The organism is Secundilactobacillus angelensis (genome assembly GCF_012641075.1).
Taxonomy (GTDB): Bacteria; Bacillota; Bacilli; order Lactobacillales; family Lactobacillaceae; genus Secundilactobacillus; species Secundilactobacillus angelensis.
The window spans coordinates 143,739-156,813 of sequence record NZ_JAAXLJ010000002.1 but is presented as its reverse complement, the minus strand read 5'-3'; the positions used below and the strand labels follow the sequence as shown (position 1 = coordinate 156,813).

Below are 13,075 nucleotides of genomic sequence, written 5' to 3'. Positions count from 1 at the left end.
AATTAACTTGCTTGGTGTTTTGCCGCATTATCTTCATGAGGCAGCATTTCATATACAAAACTTTGATCGGTGGGGTGGTAGACACCAAAAATTTCGCCAACTTTGGTGAACCCCATCTTATCGATCAAATGTTGCATTGGCTTGTTATCAGCATGTGTGTCGATTCGGATACTCTTGATTTCTGGGTGATCCGAAATCACGTGGTCAATCACTGCTTCAAATAAGCGAGTGGCATAACCATGACCAGCGTGTTCAGAATGAATCGCTACCCGGTGAATGACAATGTAGTCCTCCGAGTTATTCAGCCACGTGCCTTGCATGGTGTCATACGAAGGATCTGGCGCAGTGACAACGGCTATGGCACCAACCGTTTCACTGTCGTCTGACTGTGCCAGGTAAGCGAAACCGTTGTTGATATCGTAGGTGATCTGATCACGGGAAGGGTAATCGCCTTGCCATTGGTCAACACCGGATTCTGCTAATTGGTTACTGCCATCTTTTAGAATCGCAATAATTGTATCAAGATCTGCTAAGGTTGCTTTTTTTAATTTCATCAATATCGACTCCTTACTTAAAATCACTTTTACAAGATTACGCTAAGTTGGAACTAATTACCAGTAAAAGATTTCAATTAATTCAATTTTTATTCTGTTTGGTGACAAAACTGCGATAATTTCGATATCACGACTACTGAAACCCACGGATTATTTCCACTTTGTTTGATGTTTAACAATTACTGGGCATATCAATTGATTTCATTAAATTTATGATTCATACTATAAGTAGTTGGAAGTCGGATTTGCCATGGAGCTCTAGCAGGGCTCGTCAAAGGAGCGATGACCATGTTCTCACATATTTTAGTTCCACTTGATGGTAGTGATAATTCAATGTCGGCGTTAAATGTTGCGATTAAGATCAGTCGTTATTTTGGTTCTAAGATTACGTTAATGGCGGTGGTTGATGAGGCTCGAATGACGTTAGCTGCTGGAAACGTTCCGATGGATATCCAAAGTGAATTAAGGCAGCATGCCAGAGAGGTCATCGCCGCGGGGAAAAAGACCACTGAAGCGGCTGGAATTGACGCCGAAACAGTGATTGATCATGGGTCACCAAAGAATGTTATTGTTGAGACGGCTAATAAAAAAGATTTTGACTTAATCGTTATTGGTAAATCGGGTGCGGATGCGTTGAACCGCATCCTGATTGGATCTACTACCGCTTACGTTGTGCGGCATGCAAACGTCCAAGTTTTAGTTGTTAATGACGAAGAGAAAACTGAATAATGAAACGACAAAACATCAGCCATTTACCTTGAGAAAATGTGACTGATGTTTTATTTTGTGTAGATTAAGTGCTTAGACAATATTACTGAACTTGAGACTGATTTAATGGCCAACGTTGATTATCTACTGTTGGCATCAGAAGTAGAATAAACAGCCACACCACACCAATCACGGGGATAATCGAAATGATCAGCCACCAATTACTGTGGTTGGAGTCGTGGAGTCGCCGAGCACGGATCGTAAAATTGGCGAGCCACACAAGCATTAAAATGAGCCCGAAAATGATTGAATTCGCGTCAGTTGCAATTTGATAGTGCCCACTCATATAATATTGAGATTGATGGGTGAGCAGTGCGTAAAGCCAGATGACGAAAGCATTTATGATATAGGCTGTCCAGTATTGTCTCCTCGTTGCAGTTGCATTGAAGACAGTCATTTTCGACCAGTAATCGAGGTAGTTTTGAATCATCAGCATGCTCCTAAACTATTTGACAATGAAATTTGATCTGAATAGATAACCACATGAAGGGCAGTGATTCATGCCGTAATAAATCGTCATTTCGTGGTGACATTGAGGACAGTTGCCAGGCATACCGCGACGAATTTTTTTAAATGTCGTCTTCGGCTTTTCGGGTTTTTCAGTCATATTTGTCACTCCTTCTCAAAGAATAGTATAGCATTTTCCCTTTAAAAGAGAGTGGGGAACGCTGCTGAAAATACTTAAAACGGCGGATAACCCAATTCAGGTTTTCCGCCGTTTTGTGATTGAATGGTTGATTTATGCGTTTGGATTAACGCCAGCATGGAGATATCCGCGCCAAATCCATCCGGCATGTTTGCCATTGCCACTTCTAACGTGGTAGTAAATTGCCGAGTTGTTTGAAGCTTTTCGGTATAATTTTTCATGACCATCTGTGTACCAGGTCGTGTGTGGCAAGTTCTTCATCTCAGCATACTTAATCCCTAAATGCTTTGAGTAGCGGGCACCAGAAAGTGTCCAATAAGCGTGGCGATGCATTGAACCCCGCCAAACTAACTTAACTGAATTTGAGCGACTAGCCGAGTAGTTAGAAGTTGAGCTGGAAGTCGAAGTTGGCGCTGGCGCTGGCACTTTAACCAGAGTCGTTTTTGGTGTTGAACTGCTTGAACTGGTGTGCGCTGCAGTGTTGGCATCACCATTAACGTAGAAATCGTTATTTAGCTGGCTGACGTCTAGGTTCTGAGACTCACCATTGAAGCGATAGTCGGAAGCCCATTGCCATGCGTTAGCAGAAGGATACTCAGTGCCGGTTGGGTTTGAAGGCCACTGTGCGATCCAGCCCTTATTACTATCGTTGGTATCAATTTTGCTGCCAACCCAGCTGGCCATTGTGTATAAGTCAGTTTTATTGTATCCAGCTGCGTTTAAGACACTGTCGAAGGCTGCAAGGTCAGCGTCGTTTTGACTCTTGGATAGGCCTGAAAGTTCGCTGGATTCAAAGTCTACTACCATGACCATACTCTTTGAGCTGGTGACAGACTGAACAGCGTTAATAAAGTTCTGAGCTTCTGCTTTAGCACTATCGATGGAGGTGAAATGAGCGAAATGGTAATAGTTAACGGACAAGCCTGCGTTTTGCGCATTCTGTGTCTGTGAAGACAAAACGGGACTCTTATAAGATGTGCCTTCAGTAGCTTTGATAGCCACCGCTTTAACCCCAGCATCGTGCATTTTTTGGTAATCGCTGGCCCCCAGATTGGACTGCCAACTGGATAAGTCGACCATATCAGTTCGTGGCTGTGAACTGTTAGGACTAAGAGCGGCACTGGCGCTATGTGCGCCGACAAAAAAGACGGCACCAGCTGTAACCAGCCCAGTTAATAATTGTTTTGATAATTGCATTAATAAAATCCCCTTAAACATTTTCGTTGTAATGGTTGTAGTAATAGTATAACTCGGATAAAATTTATTTTTTATTAAATTAACCGACTGCTTCATCGGCAATCGGTTAATGATTGGAGGTTATATTTTGGCAACCAGCTGTTTATCTATCAAAGTTTGAATAACTTTTTCCAATTGATCAGTGGTACCATCAACACTCAATTCTATATTAGCACCACTGGGGACGCCTAAACTCATGACGCCAAGTGAACTAGTGGCAATCGTGGTGGTTCCCTGATACTTAAGCATGATTTTAAATTGATATTTTGATAATTCATTGGTCAGTTGATTGACAACATCGCCTGTTAATCCATCTGATGCAACGACCTTAATTGTAGTACTTACCAATCTCAACACCCCATCTTAGATAAAATTAGTTTGCGTTTCTTTGTAACAGCCGTTCGTTGTGAAGACACTGCTTGGTAAGCGGTTAATACTATGATAGCATGGTATGGGAATAAATGAAAAGCAGAAGCAGTAATTAGTGAATTTAATTATAAGGAGTGATTCAAATGCGTTTTCAAGACCTGGTCCCGATTGAATTAAACGTTATTGAATCTTCAACGGTTTATCAACCGGGGAAGCCCCGGCCCAAGCAGCATGATTGGCAGATTGACTGGGATCAGTTGCGACAGCTGATCTTAGATAACGACGAACGGCTGGATGAAGTCAAAGCCGGCATCGCAGAGGACTGGATACGGACTCATGGCACGGTCTGGGACCGTACACGGGGATTTTACCGTAAACCTAATGACAGTTACGACTATGATGACACCGTTTTTTGGGGTTATTCATCATGGGGAACACCTGCCATTTCGGTGATCTTTGCGGATGAAACTGAGGCCTCCTATCAGTTGTATAAGCAAGGCATGGATTATAATTATCACTATTTAGGAGACTAACGAAAACTGCAGTAAGGAGAATATTATGCAAATTGGAATCGACCAGTTGGCGTTTTATACGCCCAAGACTTATTTGGACCTCGTCGACTTAGCACATGCAAGGGGCGAGGAACCGGATAAATATAAAATTGGCATTGGTCAGTCTGAGCAGGCTGTCATTCCAGTGACTCAAGATGCTGTGACACTGGCTGCTAATGCAGCGGTTAGGGTAGTTACAGATGCTAATCGCGATAAGATTGCCATGGTATTATTTGGTACTGAATCTGGCATTGATAACTCTAAGTCAGCAGCCATTTATCTTAAACGGTTATTGAAATTACCAGATGCAATTCGGGCCGTGGAAATTAAACAAGCTTGTTACGGTGCCACAGCGGGTGTTCAATTCGCACATGATTTCGTTCGACTACATCCAGATCAACAAGTGTTAGTTATCGGCGCCGACATCGCTCGCTATGGGTTGAACACGCCAGGTGAGGTGACTCAAGGGGGTGGCGCAGTCGCTATGACTATCAGCGCAAACCCTCAACTATTCAATCTGGATGATGAAACGGCTTTTAGATCTGAAGATATTATGGACTTCTGGCGCCCCCTTTACCGGACTGAAGCTTTAGTGGACGGTCGGTTTTCGGAAAATGTTTACATTGATTTCTTTAAAGCCGTTTGGCGCGATTATCAAGCGCAAAGCAAACGCAGCATTGGGGACTTTACGGCGTTTGCTTTCCACCTCCCCTTTACGAAGATGGGCTTAAAAGCCTTGCGTGCGATTCTACCTGAGGCAAGTGAGTCACAGCAAAAAGAACTCATGGCAAACTTTGAAGCTAGTCGGCAGTATAACCGGCAAGTAGGGAACCTATACACAGGATCATTGTATTTGAGTCTACGCTCGCTGTTCGACAACGCTGCTTTGAAACCAGGACAGCGATTAGGTTTGTTTAGTTATGGATCAGGTGCAGAAGGTGAATTTTTCAGCGGTACAGTGAGTGATGAATTCGATGCTACTGAATCACAAAAGTGGTTTTCGACCTATTTTAAAAGTCGTCAGCGGTTGGACATGACACAGTATGAGCGGCTGTTTACGCAACAACTACCAAATCATGATGTGTTACTTGATTTAAGTGATGATGACGCCCGGTTTGTTTTGACGGGGATACAGCATGATCAGCGACAATATTTAGATCGGAATAACAAGTAAAATGCAACAAAAAAGTCGATTTCAATGATGAAATCGACTTTTTGAGTTTCGGTGAAACCGGGTTCTTTAAAAAATTTCGTCGCGGTACAGCCCAACGACTTTGCCTAAGACAGTGACCTGATTTAGGATGATTGGATCCATTGTATCGTTTTCAGGTTGTAGGCGATAGTAGTGATCTTCCTTGTAGAATCGTTTGCAGGTAGCCTCGTTTTCCTCGGTCATCGCGATCACAATCTGACCATTCTCGGCAGAGTGCTGTTTTTTGACGATCACTTTGTCACCGTTCAAAATACCAGCGTTAATCATACTTTCACCGCGAATTTGAAGCATGAATAAGTCGCTAGCTTCATCCATTAACTCGTCGGGAATCGGAAAGTAATCGGTCGCTTCTTGAACTGCTAAAATCGGTTCTCCAGCAGCCACCGTTCCTAAAACAGGGATCTTGGTGGGGGTGTTCACAATACCCAGAGCTTCGACACCTAATTCTGTGACTTCCAAGGCCCTCGGTTTTGTAGGATCCTTAATTAATAACCCCTTTTTGGCCAATCTTGCGATGTGACCATGCACGGTTGAAGTAGAGCTTAAACCAACCTTTTCACCAATTTCACGCACTGTTGGCGGATAACCGTGTGATTGTGTCTGGTTATAAATAAATCGCAGAATTGCGAGTTGCTTTGAGTCTGAAGATTTTGTCATGGTTTCACCTCGAACATTCCGTTTGATTTAACGCTATCATAGCATAGTTGACGGCCTATTTCAAACAAGTGTTCGCTTTTTTGGCGATATTTAGCATTTTTAATCGACCATTCATCACGTTATTTAAAATTCCTTACTATATATGAGCTTTCTTCCTTGAACCAATAAGGGTTTCGAGTTATTATGTTAAAGCATGTTTGTACAAGGGAGTGAGATTAATGGCAGAAACTGAAATGAAAGAGTTAATCGCCCGCATCAATGAATTAGCAAAAAAAGCAAAAGCAGAGGGCTTAACAGAGTTAGAAAAAATCGAACGCAAAGACCTTCGGCAAAAGTATCTGAAGAAGTTCCGTGAAGGTTTTAAAAGCGATATTGAAATGTTACGTGTTTTCGATAAATCCGGTAAGGAAGTTACCCCGAAAAAGGTTCAGGAAATTCAAAAAAAGAAGGGTTTACGGTAACCGTTTGATAGATTCCTTCAGAATCCCTTTTAAAATGGTCTAAACTTGTGTAATATTGATTACTGGAAGTTACTGTAAAGGAGGCACAGCCACTTGAGCACTGGAATTTGGATTCTAATTGTAATCGTTGCTTTATTAGCTGGTTTAGCACTTGGTTTCTTTGGAGCTCGTCGGTACATGGAGAAGTACATTCGTGAGAACCCGCCGATCAACGAAGACCAATTGCGCATGATGATGATGCAAATGGGACAACGTCCTTCAGAAAAGAAGTTGCATCAGATGATGAACAGCATGAAACAGCAGCAATCAGAAAAGCGCTAATACGCATTCTTGAAGCGAAGGCTTGGGTGATCCCGAGTCTTTTTTAATTTCGTTAGGCATACAGGAGGTGGGGACCATATGAGTATCTTTAAAAAATTAGGTTGGTATTTCAAGGCAGAATGGAAGACTTATTTATTCGGCTTACTTGGGTTATTAATCACTGCTCTGTTAGCAGTTATTCCGCCACGGATGATTGGTATTCTCGTTGATTTGATTCATGGACATCAGTTAACAGTCAAAAGTTTAGTGGTTGATTTATTGATTCTTTTGGCTGCAGCACTTGGCCAGTATGGTGCCCGCTACATGTGGCGGACTGCGATTTGGGGTGCTGCCGCAAAACTGGAAAAAACGCTGAGACAGCGGCTCTTTGGTCATTACATGACGATGGATCAAACCTTCTATCAGAAGTATCGTACGGGGGATTTGATGGCTCGTGCTACCAATGACTTGCAGGCTGTTCAGCGTGTTGCTGGTGGCGGTATTTTACAATTTGCCGACTCCATCATCACCGGTGGAACAACGTTGATCGCGATGATGACCTTAGTTAATTGGCGACTGACGTTAATTGCGGTTCTGCCTTTCCCATTATTAGCCGTGATGGCGTACTATTTGGGTCAGAAAATCAACATCGCCTTCCGTGATTCGCAGGCCGCTTTTTCTCGCTTAAATAATAAGGCCCAGGAAAGCATCAGTGGTGTCAAGGTCATCAAGAGTCTCGGCCAAGAACAAGAAGACATCGATGATTTTAATCAACAGGTTGATCAAACAATTAACGTGAATCGTCGGGTTAACCGGTTAGATGCGTTATTTGATCCTATTACAACGGTGATTATTGCTTTAGCATACGTTGCTACCATCGTCATGGGGGGATCATTGGTCGTCAGTCACGTGATTACGATTGGTAATTTGGTTTCGTTCATTACTTACCTTTCGATGATGATTTGGCCGATTTTTGCCGTGGGAATGCTGTTTAACACTATGGAACGTGGTAATGCCAGCTACGACCGGGTGATGAACCTGATTAACGAGAAGTCTCAAGTGGTTGATCAAACAGAAGGTGTTGGTCACCGGCCAGAGGGGGATTTAGATTTTAACGTGGTCAACTTCCATTATCCAGATGACCCGCAAGTGGCACTTAAGAATGTCTCGTTTACAATTCCAGCGGGCAAAACACTGGGTATCGTTGGCAGAGTTGGTGCTGGGAAGACTACAATCATGCGGCTGCTGCTTAGGCAATTTGAACGTTATCAAGGGTGGATCAAGTACGGCGATACTAACATTCTTGATTATCAATTAGATAGTTATTTACCAGCGATTGGCTACGTGCCTCAGGACAGTTTCCTGTTTTCAGAATCGGTTCGTGAAAACATTGCTTTTGCCAAGCCTGAAGCAACTAATAAAGAAGTCGAACAAGCGGTTGAAGATGCTGATTTGGCATCGCAGATTGACCAGCTTGAAAATGGTTATGACACATTAGTTGGCGAAGAGGGCGTTTCGCTGTCTGGTGGACAGCGCCAGCGGGTAGCAATTGCCCGGGCGTTACTGATCCAGCCGGAATTGCTCATTTTGGACGACGCCCTTTCAGCTGTGGATGCTGAAACCGAAAGTAAAATTTTAACCAACTTGCATCGTGAGAGAGTTGGAAAAACAACGATTATCGCGGCACACCGGTTGAGTTCAGTGATGCGAGCAGATGAGATTATCGTGATGGACCACGGGATGGTTGCAGAACGCGGTACTCATGATCAATTAATGGCGCATGACGGCTGGTACCGGCAGATGTTTGAACGGCAAGAGCTTGAAATGCGGGTAAGGGGGGCTAATGGTGAAAAATAATGGACGTGAATCCGCCTGGGCGAAGACTATCCCAGTGAAGGAGCAGATGAGCATTGTTTCACGTTTGATTGGGTACGCTAAGCCATACTGGCGGCACTTTATTGTTGCCATCGTTTTAGCTGCTCTTGTCAGCGTCGTCAATATTATGCTACCGATGATTTTAAGCAATTATATGGATAATTACCTTAAAGTGGGTCGAGCTGATTTGAAGGTCATGTGGCTATTTGCTGGCTTGTACTTCTTTTCAATGATTACCCGTGCCGTCATGCAATTCTTTCAAACTTACCTCTACAGTATGGGTGCCGAGTACATGCTAGAAAGCGTTCGGCGTCAGTTGTTTGAAAAATTGCACCACTCAGGAATGCGGTTTTATGATCAAATTCCTGGTGGATCAATTTTGTCACGGCTGACCAACGACACGATGTCCTTTAGCACATTTTGGCAGCTGTTCAGTAGCTTGATTGTCGCTTTATTTTCCGTGATTTCATCAGTGATTGCGATGTTTTTCCTAAACGCCAGAGTGGCCGTGTGGTTATTAGTTTTATTACCGCTCTTGCTGCTCACAATTTGGTACTATCAGCGATACAGTTCAAAGGTTTATCGTCGGATGCGTGAACGGTTGAGTGAACTAAATGCTCGGCTTGCAGAAGCAATTACGGGAATTAGTATTATTCAACAATTCCGGCAAGAAAAGCGGATGAACCATGAGTTTGATGAAACCAACAGCGCGTATTTCAAGTCGCGGCAGGCCATGATTCGGGTTAATTCACTCTTACTGAGTCCCCTGATCGATTTGTTTTATTCTCTAGGCGTTATTTTTGTACTGACGCTTCTTGGTGTTCGCGGTCTCAATGGTTTTGTTCCAGCCGGAATGATTTATGCTTTTGTCACTTATTTAAATAATTTATTTAACCCAATGACTAGCATGATGGACAATCTTAGTGACTTTCAAGAAGGAATCGTTTCTGGATCGCGAGTGATGAAGTTGATGGCAGATAAGACTGCCATTCCAAAGCAGCGACCGGTAGCTGGGAGGCAGATTACAGCTGGTAAAATTGAATTTCGCCACGTTAGTTTTTCATATGATAGTGAAACGCCAATTTTAACGGATATTTCTTTTGTTGCTGAGCCGGGCCAAACTGTTGCACTGGTTGGCGAGACTGGTAGCGGTAAGTCTTCGATTATCAACGTTTTAATGCGTTTTTACGATTTTCAGTCTGGTCAGATTTTAATCGATGGTCACGACATTCGCGAATATGATTATGCAGCTTTACGTCAAAAAATGGGATTAGTTCTTCAAGAGCCGTTCCTTTTCTATGGCACGGTGGCTTCAAATATCAGAATGTTTGATCGGTCGATTAGCGATCAACAAGTTCGTGCTGCAGCGGCCTTCGTAAATGCGGATGATATGATTGAATCTCTGCCGCGTGGTTACGATTCCAAAGTTATCGAGCGCGGCAATGGTTATTCCAGTGGTCAAAAACAACTGATTTCATTTGCCCGAACGGTGGTCACCGACCCCAAAGTGTTAATTTTGGATGAAGCGACTGCAAATATTGATACGGAAACCGAACAGGAAATTCAAAAAAGTTTAGCCAAATTGCAGTCCGGGCGTACGACCATTGCGATTGCCCATCGGTTATCGACAATTCAAAACGCCGACATGATCTTGGTGCTCAACCATGGTAAAATTATCGAGCGGGGTACGAATGACCAGTTAATGGCCAAGAAGGGTGCCTACTACGATATGATTCAATTACAAAATACAGCACATTTAGATTAAAGCAAAAGGACAAGCTTGCCACGCAACTACGCGTGAAGCCTGTCCTTTTAGTGTTTCTGGTAATAAAAGAGTGATCGCTTATTCAAAGCTTGAACCTGTCGATTATTTGCTGGAAAAACTTGTTTGAACCAGTCCAACTGTTGTTGACTGATGGTTATTCGATGATTGGTTATAACAGCCCACTCAACGCCCTCGGTTAACGGTGGAGTGGTTAAAGAACCTAGGTAATGGAAACCTTCAGGGACACTTGGCAGCCAGTCATTTAAATGGAAATCAATCGGTGTTTGCTGGCCTTGCTGAAAGTGTTCGATTAGGTACTGCAGTGGCAAATTCTGATTACCAACGGGTACCAACAGAGCGATTACAGCTAATTGACCAATGTCGTTTTGATGCACAAAATGAATTTCAAATGGTGACTTTTTGCCATTGATCAAGTGTTCTGATGGGCGGTGAAAATGTAGTTGGGTGAAGCTGAACTCACGTTGAAACAGTGTTATACGGCCAGTTCCCGATACCTTGATCGTTGTACGGTCATCGGTGTCTAAGTCCAGGTGGTAAGGTGCGATAGTTTTGATTGGTAAAAGCGCATGCACTTTCGTCGCTTGATCAGTTAATAAATCAATTGGAGATTGTTGCCGGCCAGTAATTGGTTGCCAAGCAGTCTGATGCTGATAATTAAACATAATTGGCCTACTTTCGTAAACATGCGACCAGCACTATGCCTGCTTCTTTGCTTTTGGATCCACATAGTGGAAGTTAGGATCGATTTCCTTATCAAGCTGATCGAATCCTTCCTGCATTTTGGTTTCAATCAGTTTGAATCCTTCATCGTTCAACTTCATTTTTGGATCGACCGTAAATGATTCTCCAAAGGAAATGGTAATCTTTTGACGAGTAAACAATTGTTTAAACGTTAAGGGACCTTGATAAACAGTGGGCACAATTGGTACTTTCGATAATTTAGCAATGACGGCCACACCACCCTTTAACTCCTTGGAATGACGAGTGCCAGACGGGAACATGATTAACGACAAGTCACTGTTTTTTAACAGACGGACTGGCGTTTTAATGGCTGAAGGACCAGGATTCTTTCTGTCGACTGGAAAAGCATTGGCATGGTCCAGTACCCAACGTAAAATCGGGTTCTTAAATAATTCGATTTTTGCCATAAAACTGAATTTTTTAGGACTGCCAGCTAAGGCGTAGTAAATTGGGTCAAACCAAGTTCTGTGCGGACCGACCAGAATGTAGTTGCCCTTGGGTAATCTTTCGGTGTGTTCGAAGCGTGGTTTACCATTAATGATGTAGACCACCAGGCGAGCAATAACTCGCATAAAAGAATAAAACATGTTGTTCCTCTCCTACGTAAAGTTTATAGTCTTAATTATTATAAACCACTGGGGCATAAAAATCTTGAATAGTGGTATCGATGACGATTAGGTGTTCAATCATACAAATTTTAACGGTCTTTAACACTTGATATGTTTTAATAAAATAGTAAGATGGTTAGGCGTTGATCTAACCGAGTCATTTGGCATAAGCGATTACAATACTGGCTATTATAGGGATAAATAGTCGAAACATCAATGAAATGGGTGATTATTTGATAACTCCAAAACTGCTACCTGGTGAGCGAATCGATCAGCTTTACAGCCAGGAAATTAAAATTATTCAGAGCCCACAAGTCTTTTCTTTCTCACTTGACGCTGTATTGCTGGCGAATTTTGCGAAGCCGCCATTAAAGCAAAAAGGTGAACTCGTCGATTTATGTGCTGGCAATGGGGCAGTCGGCTTATTCATGGCACCGAGGGTGAAGGGATCAATTGCCATGGTGGAAATTCAACCGCGACTGGCTGATATGGCCCGGCGCTCGGTTGCGTTAAATCAACTTGAGAATAAGATTACGGTTTATCAGCAAGATTTAGCCACGATCTATAATCAAATTCGTAAAGATTCGGTCGAAACAGTGGTTTGCAATCCGCCGTACTTTGCGGACTTACCAGATAGCAAGAAGAATCCCAACCAATACTTAGCGATTGCCCGACATGAAATTGCCACCTCGCTTGAGACGGTTGTTGAGGTGACCAGTGGTCTGTTAAAGACGACTGGCAAGGCTTTTTTCGTCTACCGGCCTGACCGGTTACTTGATCTGACGTCTATTATGGCCAACCATCGCTTAGCGGTAAAACGACTACAATTCGTTTACCCCAAGCCAGGACGCGATGCCAACATTGTGTTGGTTGAGGCGATTAAAGATGGCCAGATGACCGGGCTAAAAGTACTCCCATCATTAATGACATATGATGAATCTGGCGATTATTCTGAACCTGTGAAGAAGATGCTTTACGGTGACTAGTGAGATTAAAGCGTATTATTTTTACGTGCTGCTTTGTGCCGATAACACGCTGTATGGTGGTTATTCCACGGATGTTTACAAACGGTTTGCCGCGCATCAAGCTGGCAAGGGTGCCAAGTACACAAAGGTTAAAAGCCGACACCCCTTAAAGTTGATTTACTTCGAGACGTTTGACAATAAATCGGCTGCTTTAAAGGCAGAATATGCGTTTAAACACCAATCGAGAAGAGCCAAAATTGCATATTTGATGGCGCATGGTCTTTCCATTGACCAAATTGAGAAGTGAGTGAATGAGTTTTCAATAAATCAATTAAAAAATGTAAC

At 43.0% G+C, this 13,075-nt stretch carries 16 protein-coding genes; 9 read left to right on the top strand and 7 right to left on the bottom strand.

Going from position 1 to position 13,075, the window contains the following annotated elements:
* Positions 1–2: 2 nt before the first annotated feature.
* Complete coding sequence (locus HC026_RS01625) at positions 3–554, bottom strand: GNAT family N-acetyltransferase (protein WP_168924235.1); 552 nt, start codon at positions 552–554, stop codon at positions 3–5.
* A gap of 288 nt (positions 555–842) precedes the next feature.
* On the opposite strand from HC026_RS01625, the gene HC026_RS01620 reads away from it, so the two are divergent.
* Positions 843–1,283 carry a universal stress protein gene (locus HC026_RS01620; protein ID WP_168924234.1) on the top strand — a complete coding sequence of 147 codons (441 nt, stop codon included), beginning with the start codon at positions 843–845 and terminating at the stop codon, positions 1,281–1,283.
* Between the two features lie 82 nt (positions 1,284–1,365).
* Here the strand turns inward: HC026_RS01620 and HC026_RS01615 are convergent, their stop codons facing one another.
* From HC026_RS01615 to HC026_RS01605, 3 genes are all read right to left on the bottom strand, one after another.
* Positions 1,366–1,758 carry a DUF805 domain-containing protein gene (locus HC026_RS01615; RefSeq protein ID WP_168924233.1) on the bottom strand — a complete coding sequence of 131 codons (393 nt, stop codon included), beginning with the start codon at positions 1,756–1,758 and terminating at the stop codon, positions 1,366–1,368.
* 303 nt (positions 1,759–2,061) lie between these two features.
* A complete protein-coding gene (locus HC026_RS01610; RefSeq protein WP_168924232.1) occupies positions 2,062–3,165 on the bottom strand; it encodes a GH25 family lysozyme in 1,104 nt (367 codons plus the stop codon).
* Positions 3,166–3,285: 120 nt separating this feature from the next.
* Positions 3,286–3,552 (bottom strand): HPr family phosphocarrier protein, encoded by a 267-nt coding sequence (locus HC026_RS01605; RefSeq protein ID WP_168924231.1) that lies wholly within the window; start codon positions 3,550–3,552, stop codon positions 3,286–3,288.
* A gap of 164 nt (positions 3,553–3,716) precedes the next feature.
* Between HC026_RS01605 and HC026_RS01600 the strand changes: the two genes are divergently transcribed.
* Positions 3,717–4,106 carry a hypothetical protein gene (locus HC026_RS01600; protein WP_168924230.1) on the top strand — a complete coding sequence of 130 codons (390 nt, stop codon included), beginning with the start codon at positions 3,717–3,719 and terminating at the stop codon, positions 4,104–4,106.
* Positions 4,107–4,131: 25 nt separating this feature from the next.
* On the top strand, positions 4,132–5,298 hold the full coding sequence (locus tag HC026_RS01595; protein WP_168924229.1) for a hydroxymethylglutaryl-CoA synthase: 1,167 nt from the start codon (positions 4,132–4,134) through the stop codon (positions 5,296–5,298).
* Between the two features lie 66 nt (positions 5,299–5,364).
* On the opposite strand, the gene lexA is transcribed toward HC026_RS01595, so the two are convergent.
* A complete protein-coding gene (lexA, locus tag HC026_RS01590; RefSeq protein ID WP_168924228.1) occupies positions 5,365–5,994 on the bottom strand; it encodes a transcriptional repressor LexA in 630 nt (209 codons plus the stop codon).
* Between the two features lie 218 nt (positions 5,995–6,212).
* Here lexA and HC026_RS01585 point away from each other — a divergent pair, with 218 nt between their 5' ends.
* From HC026_RS01585 to HC026_RS01570, 4 genes are all read left to right on the top strand, one after another.
* Positions 6,213–6,455, top strand: coding sequence for a DUF896 domain-containing protein (locus tag HC026_RS01585; RefSeq protein WP_168924227.1), 243 nt, complete (start codon positions 6,213–6,215; stop codon positions 6,453–6,455).
* A 93-nt stretch (positions 6,456–6,548) separates the two neighbouring features.
* Positions 6,549–6,776, top strand: a complete 228-nt coding sequence (locus HC026_RS01580; RefSeq protein ID WP_168924226.1) for a YneF family protein — start codon at positions 6,549–6,551, stop codon at positions 6,774–6,776.
* Between the two features lie 78 nt (positions 6,777–6,854).
* Positions 6,855–8,612 carry an ABC transporter ATP-binding protein gene (locus tag HC026_RS01575; protein ID WP_168924225.1) on the top strand — a complete coding sequence of 586 codons (1,758 nt, stop codon included), beginning with the start codon at positions 6,855–6,857 and terminating at the stop codon, positions 8,610–8,612.
* Positions 8,599–10,395 carry an ABC transporter ATP-binding protein gene (locus tag HC026_RS01570; RefSeq protein ID WP_168924224.1) on the top strand — a complete coding sequence of 599 codons (1,797 nt, stop codon included), beginning with the start codon at positions 8,599–8,601 and terminating at the stop codon, positions 10,393–10,395. Before HC026_RS01575 ends, HC026_RS01570 begins: the two co-directional genes overlap by 14 nt.
* Positions 10,396–10,442: 47 nt before the next feature.
* On the opposite strand, the gene HC026_RS01565 is transcribed toward HC026_RS01570, so the two are convergent.
* Both HC026_RS01565 and HC026_RS01560 read right to left on the bottom strand, forming a co-directional pair.
* Positions 10,443–11,078 (bottom strand): carbonic anhydrase family protein, encoded by a 636-nt coding sequence (locus HC026_RS01565; RefSeq protein WP_168924223.1) that lies wholly within the window; start codon positions 11,076–11,078, stop codon positions 10,443–10,445.
* Between the two features lie 33 nt (positions 11,079–11,111).
* Positions 11,112–11,744, bottom strand: a complete 633-nt coding sequence (locus HC026_RS01560; RefSeq protein ID WP_168924222.1) for a lysophospholipid acyltransferase family protein — start codon at positions 11,742–11,744, stop codon at positions 11,112–11,114.
* 257 nt (positions 11,745–12,001) lie between these two features.
* Here HC026_RS01560 and HC026_RS01555 point away from each other — a divergent pair, with 257 nt between their 5' ends.
* Entirely contained in the window at positions 12,002–12,751 is a 750-nt protein-coding gene (locus tag HC026_RS01555) for a tRNA1(Val) (adenine(37)-N6)-methyltransferase (RefSeq protein WP_408640966.1), read from the top strand.
* The gene (locus HC026_RS01550; RefSeq protein WP_168924220.1) at positions 12,744–13,037 is read left to right on the top strand and encodes a GIY-YIG nuclease family protein; all 294 of its coding nucleotides are present in this window, start codon (positions 12,744–12,746) and stop codon (positions 13,035–13,037) included. Before HC026_RS01555 ends, HC026_RS01550 begins: the two co-directional genes overlap by 8 nt.
* Positions 13,038–13,075: the final 38 nt, after the last annotated feature.

Bases quoted from the DNA above. Each gene is read 5' to 3' on its own strand.
- HC026_RS01575 (WP_168924225.1), top strand. From the start codon at position 6,855: ATGAGTATCTTTAAAAAATTAGGTTGGTATTTCAAGGCAGAATGGAAG.
- HC026_RS01600 (WP_168924230.1), top strand. From the start codon at position 3,717: ATGCGTTTTCAAGACCTGGTCCCGATTGAATTAAACGTTATTGAATCT.
- HC026_RS01570 (WP_168924224.1), top strand. From the start codon at position 8,599: ATGGTGAAAAATAATGGACGTGAATCCGCCTGGGCGAAGACTATCCCA.
- HC026_RS01585 (WP_168924227.1), top strand. From the start codon at position 6,213: ATGGCAGAAACTGAAATGAAAGAGTTAATCGCCCGCATCAATGAATTA.
- HC026_RS01565 (WP_168924223.1), bottom strand. From the start codon at position 11,078: ATGTTTAATTATCAGCATCAGACTGCTTGGCAACCAATTACTGGCCGG.
- lexA (WP_168924228.1), bottom strand. From the start codon at position 5,994: ATGACAAAATCTTCAGACTCAAAGCAACTCGCAATTCTGCGATTTATT.
- HC026_RS01625 (WP_168924235.1), bottom strand. From the start codon at position 554: ATGAAATTAAAAAAAGCAACCTTAGCAGATCTTGATACAATTATTGCG.
- HC026_RS01595 (WP_168924229.1), top strand. From the start codon at position 4,132: ATGCAAATTGGAATCGACCAGTTGGCGTTTTATACGCCCAAGACTTAT.
- HC026_RS01610 (WP_168924232.1), bottom strand. From the start codon at position 3,165: ATGCAATTATCAAAACAATTATTAACTGGGCTGGTTACAGCTGGTGCC.
- HC026_RS01560 (WP_168924222.1), bottom strand. From the start codon at position 11,744: ATGTTTTATTCTTTTATGCGAGTTATTGCTCGCCTGGTGGTCTACATC.
- HC026_RS01620 (WP_168924234.1), top strand. From the start codon at position 843: ATGTTCTCACATATTTTAGTTCCACTTGATGGTAGTGATAATTCAATG.
- HC026_RS01615 (WP_168924233.1), bottom strand. From the start codon at position 1,758: ATGCTGATGATTCAAAACTACCTCGATTACTGGTCGAAAATGACTGTC.